The organism is Acinetobacter psychrotolerans (assembly GCF_048552595.1).
GTDB lineage: Bacteria > Pseudomonadota > Gammaproteobacteria > Pseudomonadales > Moraxellaceae > Acinetobacter.
This window is the reverse complement of the sequence record NZ_JBIMDK010000003.1, coordinates 26,225-50,796: the sequence shown is the minus strand read 5'-3', so window position 1 is coordinate 50,796 and position 24,572 is coordinate 26,225. Positions and strand designations below refer to the sequence as shown.

Here is a 24,572-nt window from a genome sequence, read left to right as displayed (position 1 = left end):
TCTTTATCATCTAAGTAAAATAATCATCTAATATTTCACTTAAACGATAAGAAAATCCAACTTACTTGTGTAAACTGGACTTTCTATCTATTTGTAATTATTATAAAATTTAAGAATTTTTAGGTACAGGAATTTCAATATCCAAACCGGTGTGTTCTTTATATAAACGCTTAATTTCCGCTAAATCTTGATCCATATCCGTTGGATAAATTTTCCCAAAAATACCACCTTGCTTAGTCTTTGAATTTGCATACATCAAAACAATTGGAACACCCGCTGCTTGTGCGATATGCCAGAATCCAGTGCGAATAGGCTTACGTGTTTCACCCTGTACTGCGCGCGTCGCTTCTGGTGCAATCACCAAGTTAAACTCATCATTACTTTGAAAAAGTTCAACCATTTGGGTCACAATATCTTGATTTGACTTACGATCTACCGCAATTCCACCGATCTTTTCTAAAAGTGGTTTCATTGGACCCTTAAATAATTCTTTTTTTATCAAGGTATGAATTTTCAAATCATGAATTTGAAAAATTGCCAATGACAATATTGCATCCATCATCGATGTATGTTCAAAACCAATAATCACTTGTTTTTTTTCTAATACATTGGGTTTTACATCATATGTCCAACCAGACAACTTAAAGGTTAGCTCTCCCAATAATTTTTTCATGACTTACTCAATATACTTTTCAATGTAATTTGTGAATTGTCCGAGCAAAGCTGTAAAAATACAATCGCAAATCGGCTTATTTTTCTACATTTGTATATTTATTTTGTTATTAAAGCAAAATTTGTCGAAACCAAGGACTCTAAAATTATGAAATAATAATTTTCACTGAACAGTTATAATAAATTCAAACATAAAGCAGAAATTAATATTTAAAAACAATAATATGAACATTCCGCTATATTAAAATTATGTTTCCAACATCCACCAATTCATATAGACTTTAGTCTGATTGGAGCCACAAGCTCAAAATTTTATAAATGCGCAAAAGGATTGCAGCATGTTACTGGCTTTATTTACGGTTATAGCATTCGTTTTCTTTGTAATATGCGTATGGAGTGCATTTGAAATTTATTTAGATAAGAGAAAAAATACAAATTCTTCATTTCAGCAACTACCTCAAACTACTGATGATAATCAATAATTTAATTAAAACTCAACCATAACGTTTAAAAAACATGCATATCAATACTGTAATCATTAAAGTCCTTGTAATTCAATTTTATTTTCGCTAGTATTCTTTTTCGAAAATACTTGAAATACCAGTATTTATCGGGCCTGTAGCTCAGTTGGTTAGAGCAGCGGACTCATAATCCGTTGGTCCCCAGTTCAAGTCTGGGCGGGCCCACCAAATAAAACAACCACTTAGGTGCATTAATCCTAAGTGGTTTTTTAATATCTAAATCCATGTAAGCAATATGTAAGCACTCAATAAAAATTCTATTATCAACATTTTTATAAAAATTTATTAGGCATGAATAAGATGAAATCATGGCTCTACTTCTAAATAAAACAGACATTGCCTAATTTACAAATAACTAATTCAATTGAGTTTAAAAGTAGGATGACTACGTATTACAGAATTCAAGAAATAGACCTAGACTATCTGTTTGCGAACAAAGGAAATATTAATGCTTACTAGCAAAATAACTTCTTACAATCCTGCATGGCCAGCTATGTTTGAGGAAGAGTGTAATCGAATATCCCCTGCTTTTGGCGATGAGCTTATCCAAATCTATCACGTTGGAAGTACCGCTATTCCTGAACTCTCAGCCAAGCCTGAGATAGATATTCTTGTAGAGGTATCAGATCATCGACTAACGCATCAAGGAGATACTTTTATGCGCTCTTGTGGCTATGTCCGTGGCAGTAACCTATCTGACGGCCATCACTTCTACCGCAGAGACATCGAAGGGATACGTACACATAAAGTTCATGTCTGCCATACTGGTCATTCTCAAATACCACAGATGCTACACTTTCGAAACCAGTTGCGTCGGGAACCAATTTTGAGAAAGCAGTATCAGCAACTCAAGCTTAGGTTAGAAGCCGAAAATACGGGTGGTATTGGAGAATACTTGGAACGTAAGCGCCCATTCATTGATAAGGTTCTTGCTAACCAATACCACTTTAACTGATATGCAAAAACCCTATTTATTATATTTTTATAATTAAGAATGAGGTCTATTGTATTAATTTAGATTTTATAATAAGGAAAATATGGTGCTAACAACCGAAAACTTCCTCAATCTTACTTTGGAAAATGTAATCAATATTGAACTCGTTTCAAGACTTCCTCAACTTGGTTTAGATCAGTGTATGCTCACAGCTGGATGTCTATTTCAAACGATATGGAATCACCAGTCAAAATTACCATTAACTTGGGGAATAAAAGACTATGATGTTTTCTACTTCGATAAGGATTTGTCTTTTGAAGCTGAAAATAAAATTATTAATTCTGCTCAAGAGCTCTTTAGAGATTTAGATATAAACGTTGAATTAAAAAATCAAGCTCGTGTTCATCTTTGGTATAGCAGTCGATTCGGTGGGCAATACCCAAAGCTAGAATCAACTAAAGAAGGTATAGATCGCTATTTAATTTCAGGTACATGTCTTGGTTTAGATGTCGAAACACATCAGATTTACGCTCCAAACGGTTTATCAGATACAGAACAAGGTATTCTTCGTATTAATCCTAAAAATTACAAGTTAGATCTATTCTATCAAAAAGCTAAAAGTTATCAGGATCGCTGGTCTTGGCTTGAAATTATAGAGCCAAATCCTCAAGCTATTTAAACAAAATAGTTAATGAGTAGAGATATCTTGTCTAAGAATGGATTTATTAAGGTTCGATAAATATCAAGATAGGTTTTACTTACCCTTTGAATATTATTCAAATAATAGCCATGAAACGTGAAGAATCACAAAAAACCATGATAGTCCGCTAAACCCTATCACGGTTTAATATAAGACATTGATACTTATGGATAAACTTCAGGTATTTAGCATAAGCTGCAATATGTTAATTGTATAAATGTCGATCAAAAAATTTCTTACTTTGGTATTTATGATTTATACAAGTGGAAAATTTTCATTTTTAATGTGGTCTATTTTTTATTAGTAACAGAACTACTCAGTCTCTTAACTATTCTATTGTTTTATGAATAAAATTTAATACAGAAAGATAGGATTATTCTTAGCTAATATGATAAAAGAGGCAAAAACTGTGGTGCTTAATTATATCTACATGACTAATTTACCAATTTATATTTACATTTTTTATTTGGAGTTGGTTTAAATGTCGTTTCATATAATATTGCTATTAATAATTTTAACACTACAAAAGCCCCATTCCTTTTGATGTTTCTACTATTTTCAGTTGGTAATATTTTTCTAAGAAAAAAAAGATTTACAATCAAATAGTCCATTTTTATGGTTATTTGGGGGTGTGTAAATTTTTATTTATCTCTCTGATTCTTGACAAAGAATTTTTAATAATATGAAAATTTTTCGTTTGTGTTTGATACTGTTCTCAATGAGAGAGTGTAGTCTTATTTAGCCCTTCCAATAGGAGGTTTAATCCCGATTTAACATAATGGGAAGTATACAAATAGCTACCTAAAGGACTTCCTCAGACAACTTTTGCTCTTTAGCACGAGGATTCACTATACCTTGCCTTTGACTTTTATTGGTTTAGTAAGGCAATTTTTGTACTATGTTTTTTTAATGTTCGCTGTTTACTTGAAAAGTAAATGAATATATAGCATCCTCCAATTTGTAAAATACTTGAAGTGACTAAAATGACCCAATACCTTGTAGTTAGAAACACTATTTCTGAAAATGTGAAATTAAATACAGATCATAAATGCCATAAAATTAGAAAATCTTCAGGTAAAATATCGTATAAAATTACAAAAGATTCGGACAATTTATCTTTACAGATTGAAAATATTGCTGCTAATCAACGTGTAAATACTGATGAAACTGAAGTGGACACCGTTACGGATTGCTTCGATTTGAATAGCATATTGAAAGAACTACAACCGAATACGGTTGCTGGTTCAGCAACAAAATTATTACCTTCTCTTACTAATAACAATGATGCTGCATTTGTAACTGCTGTATTGATCAATTTAGGTCTTGTGAGAATTAAATAATTTAAAATTTAATAGAATATTAATTTTATTATTCAATTATATACTGTCTTTAAAAGTCATACTTTAAATAAGTTCTGACCAATTTTATAGCTCTCGATGTGCTTTGAGTACATCGAGATTTTTTTATGCTTATAATAATTAAGATCTCACAACCTTGTATTATTAACAAAATTTGCTACAACCTTATACCAAGCCATTTTACTGTTTCTGAGACATTGCCTTTATTTTCTTCAATCTCTTTTATTACTTCAAGTTTCAATTATGCTGTATAAGTTTTTGATTTTTGAAAACTTATAATGAATACAAATAGCTTACTGAGTTAAAGACTCTATTTTTCCAGTACACATCAATTGACGATATAATATAAAGGGCAATCTTATTGATAAGATTACCCTTTATACGCAGTTTCAATTATTTTACAGCTACGGCTCTAACACGTGCAGCATGCAATTTTTTATAGCTTTCGATCAGTTTTAAATGACGGTCTAAACCCTCAAGCTTCATACTTGTTTCAGTTAAACCATAGAAACGAGTGTTACCATCCATAGAACCAATTACGGCATCCATGCGTTCATCGCCAAACATACGACGGAAATTGGCTTCATAATCATTCAAATCCAATTCATCGTCTAATTCGACTTCAAGCACTACATTCATACATTGATAGAATAAACCTCGTTCAACGGTATTAGTGTTGTACTGTAGGAATGTTTCCACTAATTCTTTCGCTTCTTCAAACTGTTGTAACGCAAGATAAATCAACAGTTTTAACTCAAGAATAGTGAGTTGCCCCCATGCGGTATTTTCATCAAATACGATACCAATTAAAGTCATGATATCGGTGTAATCATCGACTTCAAGTTCATCAAGGCGCTCAACCAAAGCTTCTAGTTGCTCATCTTCTAGACGATGAATATTCAAAATATCTTCACGGAATAAAAGTGCTTTATTGGTATTATCCCAAACTAAGTCTTCTACAAGATAAATTTCTGAATAATCAGGTACTAAAATACGGCAAGCGATCGCACCTAAATGCTCATAAACTGCCATGTAGACTTCTTTATTCAATTCTTCAAGAATACTGAACATGGTTGCAGCTTCTTCTGCATTGGCATTTGCACCTTGACTGGTGAAATCCCACTCTACAAACTCGTAATCTGAGTTCGAACTAAAGAAGCGCCAAGAAACAACACCGCTAGAATCGATAAAATGTTCAACAAAATTATTCGGTTCTGTTACCGCATTACTGCTAAAAGTTGGTTTAGGAAGATCATTTAAACCTTCGAAACTACGCCCTTGTAACAATTCAGTTAAACTGCGTTCTAATGCGACTTCTAGTTTTGGATGCGCCCCAAAAGATGCAAATACACCGCCTGTACGTGGGTTCATCAAAGTTACACACATGACGGGGAACTTTCCGCCCAATGATGCATCTTTAACTAAAACAGGGAAACCTTGTTCTTCTAAGCCCTTAATTCCTTCGACAATACTTGGATATTTCGCCAAGACCTCAGCAGGAACATCGGGTAAGGTAATTTCATCTTGTAAAATTTCACGTTTCACAGCACGTTCAAAAATTTCAGATAAACACTGTACTTGTGCCTCTGCTAAAGTATTTCCCGCACTCATCCCATTACTTAAATATAAGTTTTCAATAAGATTAGATGGGAAATAAACGGTTTCACCATCTGACTGACGTACAAATGGCAATGAACAAATACCACGTTCAGTATTACCAGAGTTGGTGTCGTATAAATGCGTACCGAGTAACTCATCATCAGGGTTATAAATTTCTAAAGTGTAATCATCTAAAATTTCTTTAGGTAATGCACCATTCGCAGCAGGTTTAAACCATTTTTCATCTGGATAATGAACAAATTCAGCATTGGCAATCTCTTCACCCCAAAACTGATCGTTATAGAAGAAATTACAATTCAAACGCTCAATGAACTCGCCCAAAGCCGAAGCAAGCGCACTCTCTTTAGTTGAACCTTTACCATTGGTAAAACACATTGGCGATTGTGCATCACGAATATGTAATGACCATACATTCGGAACAATGTTACGCCATGACGAAATTTCAATTTTCATGCCGAGATTTGCCAAAATTTCAGACATATTGGCAATGGTGTCTTCTAAAGGCAGATCTTTACCTGCAATCAGGGTTTTATTTTCAGACGTTAAACTTGGCATGAGCAAAGCTTGTGCATCCGCATCGATACTTTCCACTTCTTCGATGATAAATTCAGGACCTGTCTGAATTACTTTTTTAACGGTACATCGATCAATAGAACGTAAAATTCCTTGACGGTCTTTATCTGAAATATCAGCAGGAAGCTCAACTTGAATCTTAAAAATTTGTTTATAACGATTTTCAGGATCTACAATATTATTTTGTGATAGACGAATATTATCTGTCGGAATATCCCGTGCAGCACAATAAACTTTGACAAAATAAGCAGCGCACAATGCCGATGATGCTAAAAAATAATCGAATGGACCAGGTGCAGAGCCATCGCCTTTATAGCGGATCGGCTGATCGGCAATTACGGTAAAGTCATCGAACTTGGCTTCTTGTCGAAGATTGTCAAGATAATTGACCTTGATTTCCATGCAGGCACCTAACTATGATTATGTATCTGTAATGACACATAATTTTTGAGAAATATAAACAAAGCCGAATTGCAAAGTAGAAATTGACTTAAAAATGTAAATAGTACGATTTTGTCGGTCTGATAACGACCCATAAATCACACCAATAAGAATGGTCGCTATTATAGATGGATAAAGTAAAATTTTATAGCCAAGAAGCAAAAGACTGGTTTTATAAGCACTGAACTTGAGAATGTAATATTTGGAGAAAAATTTGTTGTGTTCAAAATCTTAAAAAAAGCACCCTTTCGGGTGCAAAGCATGGAACGACTGTACTCATAGCAATCATCGCTATCAAATTAACTGACTAGTTGGCTACCCTGCATTTTGGCAACCTCTTGTTGTTTCAATAAATTACGCTGAATCTTTCCACTCGAAGTTTTAGGTAAACTTTCTACAAACTCAATTTCACGTGGATAAGAATGCTTAGATAAGCGAGAGCGTACATAATCTTGCAGTTTCTGATTCAACGCTTCTGAAACAACATACTGCGGTTTAAGCACTACAAAAGCTTTGACAAGTTCAGTACGTTCAGGGTCTGGCTTACCAATGACTGCTGATTCCAACACTTCTACGCACTCTAATAAGGTACTTTCTACATCAAAAGGTCCAACGCGATAACCCGAAGTTGTAATGACATCATCTGCACGTCCAATAAAATCCACACCGCCTAAATCATTAAAACGAACGGTATCACCTGTTAAATAGTAATTTCCAACAAAAGATTTACGATTATTGCCACCGTAACCTTTAAACCAAGTTAGTGGCGATTGAGAAAAATCGATTGCAAGCGTTCCCATTCCGCCACGTTCGACTTCTTCATTTTTATCATTAAGCACACAAAAACGATGCCCAGGATTGGCGAATCCTGCTGAACCAACTTTAATAGGATGTTGTAATGCATGATGATTACCGATCACCATTCCCAATTCAGTTTGTCCATATTGGTCATAAATATTGACATTTAAATCATGATTAAACCAATGAATCACTTCAGGTGTTAGTGGCTCACCTGCGCTACTCACTGCACGTAAATGATCTTTAATTGAAATATCAAATTTTTCTTTAAAACCAAAGAACATACGAAATGCTGTTGGTGATCCAGTTAAATTACTCACTTTATATTTTTGAATAATTTGCAAAGCATTGTCTACGCTAAATGCACTCTCATTCATTATAATACTATGTCCAAGCCCTAGTGGTCCTATGATGCCGTAATACAATCCATACGCCCATCCTGGATCTGCAAGATTCCAAAAAGAGTCTTCTTCACGTAAATCTACAGCATGACGCATATATTCTTTAAAGGCTAAAACCGCTTTTAACGGTACAGGAACAGATTTAGCTAACCCTGTCGTGCCCGATGTAAACATCATGAGAAAATCATCTTCAAATGTCTGCATAATGGCTGTAAAATTAGTTGGATATCGATTTATTTCTTGCCAAAAATCAGCAACAGAATGAACGACATCGGCTGATTGATGAACGGTTAAAATATGTGGTATATCAATTTGATTAAGTTTTACACGCTGCTCTTCATTGGTCACAATAAGTTGCGTTTTGGCAGTTTCAACACGATGCTCAATGGCTTTAGATTCAAACGCTGTAAACAATGGCTGATAAATTGCGCCCATACGCCAAGTGGCTAAAATCGTAATGAGTAATTCAGGTGTACGCGGCAATAACCCTGCAACACAATCACCTACTTTTAAGCCAATGCTTTGAAAATAATGCGCTAATTTTCCAGAGGCTTCCGCCAAATGCTCAAACGTCCATTGCGAAGATTCACCGTTTTTACCTTCCCAAATTAAGGCAACTTTATTTAAGCCAATGTAACGTTCACAGCATTCTACATAAGCATTGATTGCTTGCGCATTTCCAGCCAGTTGCTCATCTATTAGTTTTTCATAATCAAACTCTTGATGCGCTTGGTCTAGTGTCTTCATTTGAATATCCTTTATTTACTTACAAATCATCTCGATTTGCCGTTCCATTCATTTTTTATTGAAGATGTTTAATCATTAAACATGCTTGCTGATTTCTATAGATAATCATGATTCGAAGTCATACACAATTTCCAAACACCGCAGTTGTGTTGCAGCTTTTGAACATTTCAATAATGTTTCGCTGATCAATATTTTTTGAGTCTAGGATCAAAAAATCAGCACGAGGCTGATCTTTTCAAAAAGTAATTTGATATTCTATCTTTGTATGCGTTTAAAGATATTTTATTGAATAACAGCTCTCGCTATGACTAAGCGCTGAATATCCGAAGCCCCTTCATAAATTTGGCTGACACGAACATCGCGGTAAATACGCTCGACTGGAAAATCAGAGACATAGCCATAGCCGCCATGAATCTGAATAGCATCTGAACAGACTTTTTCTGCAATTTCAGAAGCAAAAAGTTTCGCCATAGACGCTTCTTTTAAACAAGGTAAACCTGCGTCTTTTAAACTGGCTGCGTGATAAATCAGTTGTCTGGCTGCTTCAATTTGGGTTGCCATATCGGCTAAACGAAATGCAACTGCCTGATGTTGTACCAATTCCACACCAAAAGCTTTACGGTCATTGGCATATTCCACGGCAGCATCCAGAGCTGCACGTGCCATACCTACACATTGCGAAGCGATACCAATTCGCCCCGACTCCAAATTAGATAAAGCAATTTTATAACCTTCACCTTCTTTTCCAAGTAAATTTTCGGCAGGAATTCGGCAATTCTCAAAAATAATAGTCGCTGTATCAGAGCAATGCTGCCCCATTTTTTCTTCTATACGGGCAACGATATAACCTTGTGAATCTGTAGGGACAATAAAACAAGAAATACCTTTTTTACCTGCGGCTTTATCTGTAATTGCAAAAACAATCGCAAGCTGTGCATTTTGTCCCGTGGTAATAAATTGCTTAGTCCCATTAATGATCCATGAATCACCCTCACGCTCAGCCTTACATAATAAAGCACCTGCATCTGAGCCAGCCTGTGGTTCAGTTAAGCAAAAACAGCCAAGCCATTCACCAGAAGCCAATTTGGTTAAATACTCATGTTTATGTTGTTCTGTACCATATTTTTGGATAATACCGCAGGGCAAAGAATTTTGCACACTGACAATCGTTGAGATTGCACCATCGCCTGCTGCAATTTCCTCAATCACTGCAACCAAAGAAACATAATCTAAGCCCACACCACCCCATTGCTCGGCGACAGTCATTCCTAATGCACCAAGTACACCCAATTCTTTGAGTTCTTGTGCAGGAAATCTAGAGGTTTTATCACGCCCAGCAGCCGTTGGTTTTAATTTATTCTGCGAATAATTCCGCATCATTTCCTGAACCATTTTCTGTTCTTCATTTAAAATCATCTGAGCGTCCTTTCTCACATTTTCGAACATGCTTGTTCAGTCAATAAAATTATTTTATCTATCCCTAATTTGTTGCAAAGCAGGGATAGAATGTAGATTTTTTATAAATTCAGATTATTTAGGTTGCATACGAATTGCACCATCTAAACGGATCGTTTCACCATTTAAATAACTATTTTCACAAATATGCCCCACTAAATGAGCGAACTCTTCTGGTTTTGCCAAACGTGGAGGAAACGGCACCATTGCACCCAAAGCATCCTGTACATTTTGCGGTAAAGCTTTAAGCATTGGTGTTTCCATAATGCCTGGTGCGATGGTCATCACTCGGATGCTTTCTCTTGCCAACTCACGTGCTAAAGGCAATGTCATTGCAACCACTGCACCTTTTGATGCAGCATAAGCGGTTTGACCAATCTGACCATCAAAAGCAGCAACAGATGCAGTATTAATAATGACACCACGATCTTCTTCACCAACTTCTAACGTATAACGAGAAATCACATCTGCTGCAAAGCGCAACATATTAAATGTGCCTGTTACATTGATATTTAATACTTTTTGAAAATCGGCTAATCCGTGAATACCATTTTTACCCAATACTTTTGCAGAAGGACCAATCCCTGCACAATTAATTAAGCCATTCAATTGACCAAAATCTTGCTCGACGGATTTAAAGAATTGTTCAACCGCAACTTCATCGGTCACATCCAATTGAACAAATTTAGATTTTTCACCTAAACGTTTTTGCATTTCTTCACCCAGTGCTTGGTTCATATCGACCATAATCACTTTTGCACCTTTGCCCACAAGGTGAGTTGCTGTTGCAGCACCTAAACCAGATGCACCACCAGTCACTACAAAAACTTTTCCTTCAATTTTCATCTTGTATTCCTATTTAATTGTTTGAATCAATACATTTTAAAACAAGCTCATGACAACATTAACGCTGTTTTCGACTTAAGATGCAGAGTAAACATAGTCAAGCTTGAGTACAATTTCCAAAAGTTGCATCCTATATGATGGATTTGGACAATTTAAAATTTCTTATGGAAAAGCAATTCACAAGATAATGGAATGAACAGTGAATAATCAACAATTCAGTGACAATAAAGGTACTATTTCTATCGCTTTGGTACATGAGGCTTTACTAGGTGCTAAAGAAAAAGGCTTTGATATTTATGAAATATTAAATAAGGCTGAAATTTCACTGGAACTTTTCGAGTCAACGAAAGCACGTATTTCAGTTTCGGCTTATGCAAAATTGTGGACTGAAATCGCCAATCTTATGAATGATGAATTTTTTGGCATGGATTCACACCCAATGCGCCGTGGTAGTTATAAATTACTGTCTAAAATGGTCATGCATGCCGAGAACTTATCTACTGCAATTGAACAAATACTGCAATTTTTTAATCTAATTTTAGATGATTTTTATAGCAAACTGATTATTGATGAAAATTATGCATACATTGTCATTACAGACAAATTACAAACTAAGTCCATGTTTAGTTATGCAACTTATTTCATGCTCATCCATAGCTTAATCTGTTGGTTAGCGGATCAACGAATTTTATTAAATAGCATCCAATTAAAATGCTCACCACCTTTAGATGATTTAGATTATCGTGTGCGTTTCTGTGAAAACATCCAATATCAAGCAAATAAAAACTATCTCCAATTTGATGCAACTTATTTAAATATTCATATAAAACGTGACAAAAAATCATGGTATGAATTTATTAAAAATACTCCAGAAAATTTACTCTTGCGTTTTAAAAACCCACATGCACTCAGTTCGATCATTCGTAAACATTTGCTTTCCGTCCCACCTGCCCAATGGTATGAACTTACTGACCTTGCACAACAACTCAATATTTCTGAAGCCACAATCCAACGTCGTTTAAAAAGCGAAGGAATTAGCTATCAACAACTCAAAAATGATATTCGCCGCGATCTCGCCATTGAATTACTCACCAAAAGTACTTATACATTACAAGAAATTAGTGATCAATTGTATTTCCAAGAAGTGAGTGCATTTCATCGTGCTTTTAAAAAATGGACAGATGTCAGTCCAGGCGCATATCGAGAATTACAAAACCTGAAAGCTTGATTAAAATTCATACAAACGTTCCAAGTTTAATTAGCCAACTTTAAATGAAGTTTGAACGAAACTTTACAGCTCATCTGAATATGGTTGAATACTTATTTAAATTTGGTATATTTTTCACTCAACTTAAAGCAGTATTTTCTGCTTAAACCTTGCGGCAAACTCCTCCCATTGAATCACTTTTTAGGTCACTAACATGCTTAAGATGATTGACGTACTCGATCAGAGTCTAGTTAAAAATTTTATTGACTCCCTTTCTGCTCAAAATGAACATCTAGATGAATTAATCGAAGGTATTCTAAAAACATCTCATCATAATTTTAATGATGCGATGAATGACTTTTTCAATACCAACGATGCACATGAGATTGCAGAATCCCTCGATATTAACCAAGACCGTTTAAATGCAATTCGTACTGGTTTGGCTATGAAGCAAGAAAATCTCGCTGATACCGCTAAAATTGTTGCACTTTGTCTTGCACTAGAAACGGATACTTTAAATCAAGTTAATGTTGCCGATAGCCTAGAAGATTATCCAATATAATTGAATGACTTGTATATTTACAAAGCAGCTTTAATCGCTGCTTTTTTATTGTCTATTTTATACAAATATGACGTACTTAATGACTGAATCTGTATTTCGAATACAATACATTATAGCAACTGATGTCACCAAAATACTTGCATCCCATTGTTTTTATATGAAACACTGTCACCGTAATCTAAGGTGGACAGTATGATCATTCGAAATAAAAACAACAGTTTTGCACTTCTTTTTGCTTGGCATGGCACCATCCTTCCCAAAGTATTACCTGCATTAACTTTTGTAGTCCTTATTTCTACCATTATTGTTTACTTATCTTCGCATCATTACTTTAGTTTTCCAGCCGTTCCCGCAATTGGCTTTACAGTCTTTGGTATTATTCTTTCTATTTTCCTCAGTTTTAGAAATACTGCATGTTATGACCGTTGGTGGGAAGGACGTAAACTTTGGGGCGCTTTAATTGCAACATCTCGCCATTTATCTAGAGATAGTTATGTGCTCAATGAGCATGAGCGCGAAGTCTTGATGTATCGTGTCATGTTATTTACCTGTTTGCTACGAAATCGCCTGAGAAACAACCATCAAAAAATTGATTTTTATAAAGATAAAGTTGAGTTTTCTCTACAAAAATTTAATACTTTGAACAGTAATATCAATGCCCCGCAATTTGTCTTAGAGGAAATTCAAAAATCACTTGTTCAACTGTTAAAGTCAGGTGACCTTTCCGATATTATTTACCAAGGCTTGAATCGTCACATTGTGGACTTAGGCAATATTCAGGCTGGCTGTGATCGTATTCTAAGCACACCCTTACCCTATTCCTACTCTGTATTACTGCACCGTACTGTATATTGCTTCTGTCTAATTTTACCTTTTAGTTTGGAAGCCAGTTTAGGGATTTGGACGCCTGTTATTGTCAGTTTAATTGCGTATTTATTTTTAGGTTTAGACGCATTAAGCGCACAACTCGAAGAACCTTTTGGATTGCAAGACAATGATTTACCTTTAGATTCAATCACCCGTTTAATCGAAAGAGAAGTGCTCAGTTCATTGGGTAAAGAACTATTAGAACCGATTCAGTTGGTTAAAAGTAATTTGACCTGAGCATTTATGACAAATAGATAGTGAAATACTCTCTCCTTTTGGGGAGAGAGAAGGTAAAAAATAAATCTAATTCTGCCACTGCCCTAAAGTCACACGATCATTACCACCATAATCTTTAACTGTTCTCACTTCTTTAAATCCTGCGCCTTTAAAAATATTTTGAACAGCTTCAGCTTGGTCATAACCATGCTCAAGTACAATCCAACCTTGCGTCGCTAACCATTTTTTGCCTTGTTGGATAATATGTTCAATATCTGCTAAACCACGACCACCTGCAACCAAAGCACGCTCAGGTTCAGAAGCCAAATTTTGCATATGGATATCATCTACATCGATATATGGAGGATTAGACACAATCACATCAAAATATTGACGATTTAAAGCACCAAACCAACTTCCTAAAAAGAACTTAACTTCAGTCAAATCATGCTTTTCAGCATTATGCAAAGCAACTTCTAAAGTTGGTTCATAAATATCTGTTGCAGTCACCGACCAGTTTGGACGTTCACTGGCAAGCGATAAAGCAATTGCCCCAGTACCCGTACCTAAATCCACCAATTTCGCATCATCAGGTAAATCAAGCTTTAAAACTGTTTCAATCAAAACTTCGGTATCTGGACGCGGAACTAACGTATCTTGAGTGACGGTTAAATCCAATGTCCAAAAAGGCTGCGAACCTGTGACATAAGCTAAAGGCTCACCTGCTGCAATACGAGCCAAACCATCTACATATGCCTGCTCTTGTTCACTACTCAGCTCTTGATCTTTTTTCATCACTAAATCAAAAGAATCAATTTTGGTAATATGTTCAAGCAACCAAGCATTTTCTTGGCGTTCATAACTTTCAACTTCGCCACGTAAGGCTAAAGCTTGTGCAATATTCATTATCCACCATTCTGCTGTGCAAGCATGGCAAGCTGATCCGCTTGATATTCACGATGTAAACTATCCAGTAATTCTGTTAAATCACCCTCCATCACCGCATCCAACTTATATAAAGTTAGGTTAATACGATGATCTGTCATACGACCTTGCGGATAATTATAAGTACGAATACGCTCTGAACGGTCTCCAGAACCCACCAAGTCACGGCGCATTTCAGATGTAACAGCATCCGCTGCTGCACGTTTGGCATTTTCTAAACGTGAAACCAATAAAGCCAATGCTTTGGCTTTATTCTTATGTTGCGAACGCTCATCCTGACATTCCACCACAGTTCCTGTTGGAAGATGGGTAATACGAACTGCCGAATCTGTTTTGTTAATGTGCTGACCACCTGCACCCGAAGCACGGTAAGTATCAATACGTAGCTCCGAAGGATTAATTTCGACAGTTGTATCTACATCCACTTCAGGCAGAATAGCCACTGTACAAGCAGAGGTATGCACACGACCTTGTGATTCTGTTGCTGGTACACGTTGCACACGGTGCGCGCCACTTTCAAACTTCAAACGACCGTAAACGCCTTCACCATTTATAAGGCAAATGACCTCTTTGTAGCCACCGTGGTCGCCTTCATTTTCAGACAGTACTTCAATACGCCAACCTTGAGTTTCGGCATATTTACTATACATACGATACAAATCACCTGAGAATATCGCAGCTTCATCACCGCCTGTACCTGCTCGAATTTCTAAATAAGCAGAGTTGGCATCATTCGGATCTTTCGGAATCATTAAGATATTAAGATCTGCTTCAAGCTGAGAAATTATCGCTTTATTTTCTTTAATTTCTTCTTGTGCCATATCCTTAAAATCAGGATCCGATAACATTTCTTGAGCAGTTTCTATATCTTGTTCAGCTTGTCTATACTTTTTCCAAACATCTGTAATTTCAGTTAAATCATTATGCTCACGTGACAAATTACGAAAACGTTTATTGTCTAAAATGACTTCAACATCTGCCAATAAAGCTTCTAACTCTTCGTGTCGATCACAAAGTTGATCTAATCGTAACCGTAACGACTCTTTCATTTTAAATACATTCTCAATCTAAACGTGAACCTTGACTAGGCATATATATGAATATAAACAGTCGTGGATCAAAAAATTCTATAATTGCCTATAGTTTACCGATTCTACCCTTTAAATGACATATCTATCTTGGCAACTATTGCATAACCAACTGAATTCCCACATTTGAAATGGGCCTTGCTGTGAAATGAATGGTGCAATCTCCATGATTCATTCTTTTTCTGTACTTTTTTGCTTATTTAAAAACCCGTTTTAATAGAAAACATACATTCGGATACTAAACACTATCAATTTGCAGATTCATCTCCATTATTACCGAGAATATTTTTGTTACATTTACCTCATCAGAAAGAGATATAGATTTGTCCAGTTTAGGACATGGAGCAACACATGAAATTTAATGCGATTTTATTTAGTACTGCTTTGGCAGTAACATCAATGTTTACTGTGAATGCTCACGCAGACAATTCAACTCGAATTGCAGCAACTTCAGCTCTAGGTAGCGTAGTAGGAACTGCTGTTGGTAAACAAATGGGTGGTAACACTGGCGCAATGATCGGTTCTGCAATCGGTGGTGCAGGTGGCGCTGCTGCTGCAACCAATAAACACGACCGTACTGCTGCTGCAATCGGTGGTGGTTTAGGTGGTGTTGGTGGTTATACTGTGGGTAAAAACGTAGGTGGCTCGACTGGTGGTTATATCGGTGCAGCTGCTGGTGCAGCGGGTGGTTCAGTACTCGGTAAGAAAGTTTCACAAGACCGTCATGCAGATCAACGCAAATACAGCAAAAAATACTACAAAAAACATCGTCGTCATAACCACTAATATGTGAATGATAGACATTAAGCACCTTCGGGTGCTTTTTTGTTTTTAGTGACGATGCAAAGTTTTATTATTTTAAATAAGCAATTCGGTGGTGTTCTAAAAAGTATGCTGATCATGATTTAGATACATCATGAAGTATGTTAAGCATTAGCAATACTATGAATTTCACCTGAATATTTCAGTAATTCAATAGGTATTTCGAGCTAGTATACAATTTGAATCACCACCCAAAAATTGATTAAAAATCACTTTCACCAGTATCTTAGTGAATAATCATGTAGAAATTAAAGAGATAAAAATACAATCCAATCACGAAAGAATAAAAATGATTACTTAGCAATCCATAATCATTGCTACATATTTCGATATTCTAAACTCATGTTCAATAATAGATAGAATCTTCGACAAGGAGTTTGAAAATGAAATTACAAGCGATACTGGGTGCAACAATCATTGCAGCGACAATGATGACCACAACACATGCCGATAGCTCTAGCCGTGTTGCATTAACCTCAGCCTTAGGTGGTGTGGTTGGTGCAGCAATTGGACAACAAATGGGTGGCTCAACAGGTGCAATGATCGGTTCTGCAATTGGTGGCGGTGCAGGTGCTGGTGCAGCAACCAATAAACGTGACCGTAATGGTGCGATTATTGGAGGTGCTTTAGGTGGCGCAGGTGGTTATACCGTTGGTCGTAATGTCACAGGTACGTCTACTGGTGGTTATGTCGGCGCAGGACTTGGAGCTGCTGGTGGTTCTGCATTGGGTAAACAAGTCAGTTCGGATCGTCGTTATGATAACTACGGTAATTATGACAACAGATATGATCGTCGTTATGATGATCGCTATGACCGTCGTTATAACAACAAAGGCTACCGTAACACCAACTATCGTTACAATGATCGTGATTATCATCATGACAACGGCAAACATTATGGTTGGAACAAAAACCGTTAACAAATTAAACCCTTCATTTGTTAATGATTCATCTAAGCACCTTCGGGTGCTTTTTAGATTCAGAAATATCTAATATTTTTCATGGATAGAAAATAGTTACACTATATCGACAAATTTCGATATACAAAAACACTCTTACATCGTATTATTTCGATATATAAAACATATTCAGGTTAACAGTCCAATTATGTCCTCATCTATCCAATCTTTAAGTGATACTAAATTTTCTATTCTTGAACTTGTACCTGTTCGTGAAGATCAAAATGTTGAATTTTCATTGAAGCATGCTTTGGAACTAGCACAGCATGCAGAAAAATTGGGTTATGAACGATTATGGTTAGCTGAACATCATAATATGGATGGTATTGCCAGTTCTGCAACTGCCGTATTACTTGGCTATATATTGGCGAATACACAAAAAATACGTCTAGGTTCTGGCGGTATTATGTTACCTAATCATGCACCTTTGGTGGTTGCTGAGCAATTTGGAACATTAGCAACGCTTTATCCAAACCGTGTAGAACTTGGATTAGGTCGCGCACCAGGCACTGATCCAATGACTATGCGTGCATTGCGCCGTGGTCGTCAAGAAACTGAAGATCAATTCCCACAAGACGTATTGGAAATACTCAGTTATTTTGCCGATGCTCAACCAAATCAACGAATTAAAGCAACGCCGGGACAAGGTACTCACGTTCCAGTATGGCTATTGGGCTCAAGTCTTTTTAGCGCACAACTCGCAGCGAGACTCGGCCTTCCCTATTCATTTGCCTCTCATTTCGCACCTAGAATGTTAGGTCAAGCGATTCAACTCTATCGTGAAAACTTCCAACCTTCTGAATATTTAGAAAAACCTTTTGTTTCTATGGGTGTACCAACCGTAGTCGCACAAACCGATGAAGAAGCACAATATTTAGCGACCAGTGTATACCAACGAATTTTAGCTTTACTTACTGGGCAAAGCCTAAAACTCAAAGCACCCATTGACACAATGGAAGGTCGATGGTCTGTTTCTGAAAAAATGGCAGTGCAAAATTTCCTTGCGATGGCACAAATTGGTTCACCTGAAACGGTAAAAAAAGGCTTAAATAATCTTTTAGAACAATACCAAGTCGATGAATTTATATTCACTTGTGATATTTACGATACAGATAAGCGTTTAGAAAACTTTAGCCTGTTAATGGATTTAAAAAATAACATTCATCCATAAACTTTACTGACGTAAATTAAAAACAACTCACTATTTACGATTAAAGATATTTTAAAATTAATGGTGGCTGTGCCTTTTCCTCTTTACCAAAATAGAACATTGCGTTTTATTTTGGTTTTTTTATTACGAATAATAAAATACCATAACCAGATGATTATCAATATATTTGTATATAAACTTAATCTTCATCCCTTCTTGAATAAATCATTATAATGAAAAGATTTGCCATCTCATTTCTTGTAGGCATAATAGATCATATAAAAAGTATAGAAAATCAATAAGGAACTGTCATGGATCAATACATTAATAAACCATCACCTGCTTTTATCGCAGTCAGCTGGGTCGCACTATTGGCTGGGGCAGCGGCTTATGGTATCGGCTTATTCAATGCGCAAATGGCGCTCAATGAAAAAGGTTATTACTTAATTCTTATTTTATATGGATTATTTTCTGCTGTGTCATTGCAAAAAATTGTTCGTGACAAATTGGAAGGCTTACAAGTCACCACAATTTATTACGGACTTTGTTGGGTTTCCGTGGTCATTTGTTTGGTTCTATTGGCTTTGGGTTTATGGAATGCGACATTGGCTCTAAGTGAAAAGGGCTTTTATATCATGGCCTTCTTACTCAGTTTATTTGGTGCTGTTGCAGTTCAGAAAAATATTCGAGATTTAGAATATCTCAGAACGCATACCACACCTGAACCTCGCCCCTCTATTCCACAAACCGACCTGAAAGAAATTGAAATACCAAATGACAAGGTCTAGTCCTCCAACCAACGCACATGGATCATCATCATTTTAATTTTTTAAATCACTAAAATTTACAAAGATAAGACTCTCTCAAATATGACAAGTCTTATCTTTTAATATCAATAATTTAAAATAAAACCATATCAAAAATAAAATTCTAAAATAACAAAATTGATACTTTAGACACAAGATCATCACGATTTAAGCCTAATCACTCTCGTCAACATTCATTAAAATAAATGCCGTTCAATATTTTAAAAATATTGAGAAAAACTCAAATAATGTGAAAAATAGTGATGACTTTGATGATGATAAAACATCGTCACAGCAAAGATGACTGTCAAGATTCTAGAAAAATCTTTACCAGAGCTTTCAATTTGGATATATGAATGAAAGTCAAAATGGTTTTTGACTCAATAAATAAAAAAAGGGAAATAACATGCTCAAAGGGAACACGAGTAAAACTGATGGTTTTTTTCAAAACCAAGCCGAATTTTTTAAAGATTTTAAAGCTAAAACAATCGTATCTAAAGATATAAAACTGACTGATTTTTCAGGCTTAAAAGTGGCTGTGATTGGGACTGACCAGCACACTGTTTCGAATCTCGAATATATTGTGCAAAATGCTGAATTCGTAAAAGTCTTCCAAATTTCGCCTGTCTTTATTTTACCTCAAACGGAAAAAGGTATTCAAAAACTGATTTCTCATCCATTGATCATCAAGAATCGCCGTTTATTCAATCATCGTGTCAAATCGATGTTAGCTATTCGCTATTTAGATGCTCAAGTTCAAGAACAGTGGTTAAAACGCCAATTGATGCCGAACTGTGCAACCAAGAATAAATTATTTTTAAAATCTGATAGTTATTATGCAGCTTTACAGCGTGATACGATTCAGTTGATCACATGGCCTGTGGTCAAAATTACTGAAAATGCAATACAAAGTATGGAAAACATTGAACATTTTGTTGATGTCATTATTACGACTTATTAAGTTCTGTTAACAATAAAGATTTTTAAATTTTAATAGTAGCTCTCTAGCGAAAGTAACTTTTAATCAATTTTGATTTACATTGGAATTCCCTCTCCTTTTAAAGGAGAGGGGTAGGAAGCGGATTTTTGAGAAATTCCCCTCATCCCAACCTTCTCCCAAAGGGAGAAGGAACAACCAATATTGGTTTTATAGCATCATTAATTGTAAATAGTTGGTTGTTTTTAACTTACGCAAGAAGTCTATTATTGACTGTACTGTATTTTAACCAATGCGACGCTTCAAACCCGTCATTTGCAGAACACGAGTTGAAATTTCTTCAATGGACATTTCAGATACGTTTAGATATTTAATCCCTTCTGAAATATAGATTCCTTCTACGGCACGCAATTCCATTTGACACTGGCTGAAACTTGCATAACGGCTATTTGCCTTACGCTCTGTACGAATCGCCACAAGACGTTCTGCATCAATCATCAACCCAAACAGTTTATTTTTATGTGCTTTGAGCACTGCTGGCAAGCGATTATCATCTAAATCCTCTTCTGTTAAAGGATAGTTCGCAACACGAATACCGAACTGTAAAGAAAGATAAATCGATGTTGGGGTTTTTCCTGAACGGGAAACACCAATTAAAATCAAATCTGCTTTGTCATAATGGCGAGTGCGTGCACCATCATCATTATCTAAAGCGAAATGTACAGCATCAATACGTGCTTTATATGACTCAGAATCAGTCACTGCATGGGTCTGTCCGACTAAAGTTGTAGGGGGAGTACCTAATACGTCAGACAATTTACTAATAAGACCTTCAAATACATCAAGATTTACTGCATTTGCGGTATTAATAATGTCACGTGCATAGGGGTCAACCAAAGTATCGAAAACCAAAGGTTGTTGCCCGTCTTTTTCTGCTCTTTGGTTGATTTCTTCGACCACATTCATTGCGGCTTCTTCAGAGGTAATATACGGAATAATATGTATATCAAACTTTACATGCGGAAATTGCGCTAATAATGAGTGCCCAAGGGTTTCAGCCGTAATAGCAGTACCATCAGAAATAAAAAAAACGCTGCGCTTTATTTGGTTACTTTCTGACATTAAAAATCTCCTCAAACATTTGTCTTAGCGATGTATAATCTTTATAGTAAGCCCATCTTACATGACTATGACTTAGTTAAATCAAAATGCTAAGTTTTTTGTTATACTTTCACGCCAATGATAGTGATTAATACTGCAATAAGTGGAGTAACAACTTTGGAAGCACGCGTAATCGGTCTGGAAAAACTAGGGAAACACGACGTTGAGATCGTGGGTGGTAAAAACTCTTCACTTGGAGAAATGATTAGCCATTTAGCAAATGCTGGCGTATCTGTACCAGGTGGATTTGCAACGACTGCTGCTGCGTATCGTGAATTTCTAGAACAAAGTGGTTTAAATGCCAAAATTTCAGCTGAATTGAAACAATTAAATGTTGATGATGTAAATACACTTGCTGAAACTGGTGCAAAAATTCGTAAATGGATTGTTGACACCCCACTCACAGTTGAGCTTGAAAAAGAAGTTCGTACTGCATTTGCAGAGCTTTCCAAAGGCAACCCAGATATTGCTGTTGCAGTACGTTCATCTGCGACTGCCGAAGATTTACCAGATGCTTCATTTGCTGGTCAACAAGAAACCTTCCTAAACATCCGCGGGATTGACAACGTCCTCATTGCGATTAAGGAAGTATTTGCTTCACTTTATAACGACCGTGCGATTGCATACCGTGTACACCAAAACTTTGACCATGACATCGTTGCCCTTTCTGCGGGTATTCAGCGCATGGTTCGCTCGGAGACAGGTGCAGCTGGTGTAATGTTCACACTAGATACAGAATCGGGCTTCCGTGATGCTGTATTTATCACTGCTTCTTATGGTCTAGGTGAAATGGTTGTACAGGGCGCAGTAAACCCTGACGAATTCTACGTTTCAAAACCATTGCTTAGAGCTGGTAGACATTCAGTTATCCGTCGTAACCTTGGTTCTAAACACCAAAAAATGATTTATGGTGAAGAAGGCACTACTGGTAAATCTGTTGTTGTTGTCGATGTAGAAAAAGCTGAACGTCAACAATTCGCACTGAATGATTTAGAACTCCAAGAATTGGCTAAACAAGCGTTAATTATTGAAGATCACTACAATTCACCTATGGATATTGAGTGGGCGAAAGACGGTGATGACGGTGAAATTTACATTGTTCAGGCACGTCCTGAAACTGTAAAAAGCCGTGAAAATGTCGGCACAATGGAACGCTACCTGTTAAAACAAAAAGGTACGGTTGTATGTGAAGGTCGTTCAATTGGTCAACGTATCGGTTCGGGTAAAGTCCGCATTGTTACGTCGATTAAAGAAATGGACAAAGTACAAGAAGGTGATGTTCTTGTATCTGACATGACTGATCCAGACTGGGAACCAGTGATGAAACGTGCTGCCGCGATTATTACCAACCGTGGTGGTCGTACTTGTCATGCTGCAATTATTGCACGTGAATTAGGCGTTCCTGCAATTGTAGGTTGTGGTAATGCAACAGAAGTGCTAACCGATGGTCAAGAAGTTACTGTTTCATGTGCTGAAGGCGATACTGGCTTCATCTATGAAGGTGCATTAGATTTCGAAATTCAACGTAATTCGATTGAATCTATGCCAAAACTTCCGTTCAAAATTATGATGAACGTCGGTAATCCTGACCGTGCATTTGACTTCGCGCAAATTCCAAACGAAGGGATTGGTCTTGCACGTTTAGAATTCATCATCAACCGTATGATTGGTGTGCATCCTAAAGCTTTATTGAATATTGATAGCTTACCACGTGAAACTCGTGCTGCTGTTATGACACGTACTGCTGGCTACTCTTCTCCAATCGAATTCTATGTAGAAAAATTGGTTGAAGGTATTTCTACCCTTGCTGCTGCATTTGCAGACAAACCAGTGATCGTTCGTATGTCTGACTTTAAGTCAAATGAATACGCGAACTTAATTGGTGGGAAGTTATACGAGCCGGAAGAAGAAAACCCAATGTTGGGCTTCCGTGGTGCTAGCCGTTACGTATCTGAAAATTTCCGTGATTGCTTCGAATTAGAATGCCGCGCGTTGAAAAAAGCACGTGACGAAATGGGCTTAACCAACATTCAAATCATGATTCCTTTTGTACGTACAGTTGCAGAAGCGAAACGTGTGATTGAATTATTAGCGCAAAATGGTCTTAAACGCGGTGAAAATGGTCTTAAAGTGATCATGATGTGTGAATTACCAACGAACGCTTTGTTAGCTGAACAATTCCTTGAACACTTCGATGGTTTCTCTATCGGTTCAAATGACTTAACACAGTTAACTCTTGGTTTAGACCGTGACTCTGGTATCGTTTCACACTTGTTTGACGAACGTGATCCTGCAGTTAAAGCTTTACTTTCTATGGCAATTCATGCGTGTCGTAAAGCGGGTAAATATGTTGGTATCTGTGGTCAAGGTCCTTCAGACCACCCAGATCTTGCAAAATGGTTAATGGAACAAGGTATCGAATCTGTTTCATTAAACCCAGACTCAGTTTTAGAGACTTGGTTCTTCCTTGCTGAAGAAAAAATCAAACAAGGTTAATCAATGACGTTAAAAAAGACCCTCTCGTAGGGTCTTTTTTATTTATATTTTTCAGTTTTTTGTTCAATCATTTTAATCAAGATCAGCTTTACGATAAATCAAAAAAACCGTTAAGAATATTCCCTATTTTCATCAAAAATTTAAATATATATTGGATTAGGAATCGCATCTACGTCATTAAATTACGGCGAAGTAATCAACTCATTTTCCAGATCCCTTAGATTTCGTGTAAAATTAATATTATTGTGTTTAAAAATCTAGTATACATAGTCGTTTAAAAAAGTAGATCA

At 36.4% G+C, this 24,572-nt stretch carries 20 protein-coding genes and 1 tRNA gene; 13 read left to right on the top strand and 8 right to left on the bottom strand.

Going from position 1 to position 24,572, the window contains the following annotated elements:
• Positions 1 to 109: 109 nt before the first annotated feature.
• On the bottom strand, positions 110 to 673 hold the full coding sequence (locus tag ACG94X_RS03550; protein ID WP_419382360.1) for a 1-acyl-sn-glycerol-3-phosphate acyltransferase: 564 nt from the start codon (positions 671 to 673) through the stop codon (positions 110 to 112).
• 611 nt (positions 674 to 1,284) lie between these two features.
• Here ACG94X_RS03550 and ACG94X_RS03545 point away from each other — a divergent pair.
• The 4 genes from ACG94X_RS03545 to ACG94X_RS03530 all read left to right on the top strand — a co-directional run bounded on the left by ACG94X_RS03545 (position 1,285) and on the right by ACG94X_RS03530 (position 4,167).
• A tRNA-Ile gene (locus tag ACG94X_RS03545) sits at positions 1,285 to 1,361 on the top strand.
• A gap of 280 nt (positions 1,362 to 1,641) precedes the next feature.
• Entirely contained in the window at positions 1,642 to 2,148 is a 507-nt protein-coding gene (locus ACG94X_RS03540; protein WP_419382359.1) for a GrpB family protein, read from the top strand.
• 85 nt (positions 2,149 to 2,233) lie between these two features.
• Positions 2,234 to 2,806, top strand: a complete 573-nt coding sequence (locus ACG94X_RS03535) for a nucleotidyltransferase family protein (protein ID WP_419382358.1) — start codon at positions 2,234 to 2,236, stop codon at positions 2,804 to 2,806.
• Between the two features lie 1,004 nt (positions 2,807 to 3,810).
• Positions 3,811 to 4,167 (top strand): hypothetical protein, encoded by a 357-nt coding sequence (locus ACG94X_RS03530; protein ID WP_419382357.1) that lies wholly within the window; start codon positions 3,811 to 3,813, stop codon positions 4,165 to 4,167.
• A gap of 411 nt (positions 4,168 to 4,578) precedes the next feature.
• Here ACG94X_RS03530 and ACG94X_RS03525 read toward each other — a convergent pair whose 3' ends face one another.
• The 4 genes from ACG94X_RS03525 to ACG94X_RS03510 all read right to left on the bottom strand — a co-directional run bounded on the left by ACG94X_RS03525 (position 4,579) and on the right by ACG94X_RS03510 (position 11,066).
• A complete protein-coding gene (locus tag ACG94X_RS03525) occupies positions 4,579 to 6,780 on the bottom strand; it encodes an OsmC domain/YcaO domain-containing protein (protein ID WP_419382356.1) in 2,202 nt (733 codons plus the stop codon).
• Positions 6,781 to 7,118: 338 nt separating this feature from the next.
• On the bottom strand, positions 7,119 to 8,765 hold the full coding sequence (locus tag ACG94X_RS03520; protein ID WP_419382355.1) for an AMP-binding protein: 1,647 nt from the start codon (positions 8,763 to 8,765) through the stop codon (positions 7,119 to 7,121).
• Positions 8,766 to 9,047: 282 nt separating this feature from the next.
• The gene (locus ACG94X_RS03515; RefSeq protein WP_419382354.1) at positions 9,048 to 10,181 is read right to left on the bottom strand and encodes an acyl-CoA dehydrogenase family protein; all 1,134 of its coding nucleotides are present in this window, start codon (positions 10,179 to 10,181) and stop codon (positions 9,048 to 9,050) included.
• Positions 10,182 to 10,295: 114 nt separating this feature from the next.
• On the bottom strand, positions 10,296 to 11,066 hold the full coding sequence (locus tag ACG94X_RS03510; RefSeq protein ID WP_419382353.1) for a 3-hydroxyacyl-CoA dehydrogenase: 771 nt from the start codon (positions 11,064 to 11,066) through the stop codon (positions 10,296 to 10,298).
• Positions 11,067 to 11,265: 199 nt separating this feature from the next.
• Here ACG94X_RS03510 and ACG94X_RS03505 point away from each other — a divergent pair, with 199 nt between their 5' ends.
• The 3 genes from ACG94X_RS03505 to ACG94X_RS03495 all read left to right on the top strand — a co-directional run bounded on the left by ACG94X_RS03505 (position 11,266) and on the right by ACG94X_RS03495 (position 13,939).
• On the top strand, positions 11,266 to 12,294 hold the full coding sequence (locus ACG94X_RS03505) for an AraC family transcriptional regulator (RefSeq protein WP_419382352.1): 1,029 nt from the start codon (positions 11,266 to 11,268) through the stop codon (positions 12,292 to 12,294).
• 193 nt (positions 12,295 to 12,487) lie between these two features.
• Positions 12,488 to 12,835: a hypothetical protein gene (locus ACG94X_RS03500; RefSeq protein ID WP_419382351.1), complete on the top strand. Its 348-nt coding sequence runs from the start codon at positions 12,488 to 12,490 to the stop codon at positions 12,833 to 12,835.
• Positions 12,836 to 13,027: 192 nt separating this feature from the next.
• Positions 13,028 to 13,939, top strand: coding sequence for a bestrophin family protein (locus ACG94X_RS03495; RefSeq protein ID WP_419382350.1), 912 nt, complete (start codon positions 13,028 to 13,030; stop codon positions 13,937 to 13,939).
• 66 nt (positions 13,940 to 14,005) lie between these two features.
• On the opposite strand, the gene prmC is transcribed toward ACG94X_RS03495, so the two are convergent.
• Both prmC and prfA read right to left on the bottom strand, forming a co-directional pair.
• Entirely contained in the window at positions 14,006 to 14,824 is an 819-nt protein-coding gene (prmC, locus tag ACG94X_RS03490) for a peptide chain release factor N(5)-glutamine methyltransferase (protein ID WP_419382349.1), read from the bottom strand.
• A complete protein-coding gene (gene prfA, locus ACG94X_RS03485; protein ID WP_419382348.1) occupies positions 14,824 to 15,912 on the bottom strand; it encodes a peptide chain release factor 1 in 1,089 nt (362 codons plus the stop codon). The genes prmC and prfA overlap by 1 nt, the downstream gene beginning before the upstream one ends.
• Before the next feature lie 390 nt (positions 15,913 to 16,302).
• Between prfA and ACG94X_RS03480 the strand changes: the two genes are divergently transcribed.
• From ACG94X_RS03480 to ACG94X_RS03460, 5 genes are all read left to right on the top strand, one after another.
• Positions 16,303 to 16,737 (top strand): hypothetical protein, encoded by a 435-nt coding sequence (locus ACG94X_RS03480; RefSeq protein ID WP_419382347.1) that lies wholly within the window; start codon positions 16,303 to 16,305, stop codon positions 16,735 to 16,737.
• Between the two features lie 419 nt (positions 16,738 to 17,156).
• Positions 17,157 to 17,693 carry a glycine zipper domain-containing protein gene (locus tag ACG94X_RS03475; protein ID WP_419382346.1) on the top strand — a complete coding sequence of 179 codons (537 nt, stop codon included), beginning with the start codon at positions 17,157 to 17,159 and terminating at the stop codon, positions 17,691 to 17,693.
• A gap of 199 nt (positions 17,694 to 17,892) precedes the next feature.
• Positions 17,893 to 18,903, top strand: coding sequence for an LLM class flavin-dependent oxidoreductase (locus ACG94X_RS03470; RefSeq protein WP_419382572.1), 1,011 nt, complete (start codon positions 17,893 to 17,895; stop codon positions 18,901 to 18,903).
• A 290-nt stretch (positions 18,904 to 19,193) separates the two neighbouring features.
• Positions 19,194 to 19,670 (top strand): inner membrane protein YiaA, encoded by a 477-nt coding sequence (gene yiaA / locus ACG94X_RS03465; protein WP_419382345.1) that lies wholly within the window; start codon positions 19,194 to 19,196, stop codon positions 19,668 to 19,670.
• Between the two features lie 424 nt (positions 19,671 to 20,094).
• Positions 20,095 to 20,649 (top strand): NAD(P)/FAD-dependent oxidoreductase, encoded by a 555-nt coding sequence (locus ACG94X_RS03460; RefSeq protein ID WP_419382344.1) that lies wholly within the window; start codon positions 20,095 to 20,097, stop codon positions 20,647 to 20,649.
• Between the two features lie 261 nt (positions 20,650 to 20,910).
• Here ACG94X_RS03460 and ppsR read toward each other — a convergent pair whose 3' ends face one another.
• Positions 20,911 to 21,747, bottom strand: coding sequence for a posphoenolpyruvate synthetase regulatory kinase/phosphorylase PpsR (gene ppsR, locus ACG94X_RS03455; RefSeq protein ID WP_419382343.1), 837 nt, complete (start codon positions 21,745 to 21,747; stop codon positions 20,911 to 20,913).
• 117 nt (positions 21,748 to 21,864) lie between these two features.
• On the opposite strand from ppsR, the gene ppsA reads away from it, so the two are divergent.
• On the top strand, positions 21,865 to 24,282 hold the full coding sequence (gene ppsA / locus ACG94X_RS03450) for a phosphoenolpyruvate synthase (RefSeq protein WP_419382342.1): 2,418 nt from the start codon (positions 21,865 to 21,867) through the stop codon (positions 24,280 to 24,282).
• Positions 24,283 to 24,572 lie beyond the last annotated feature (290 nt).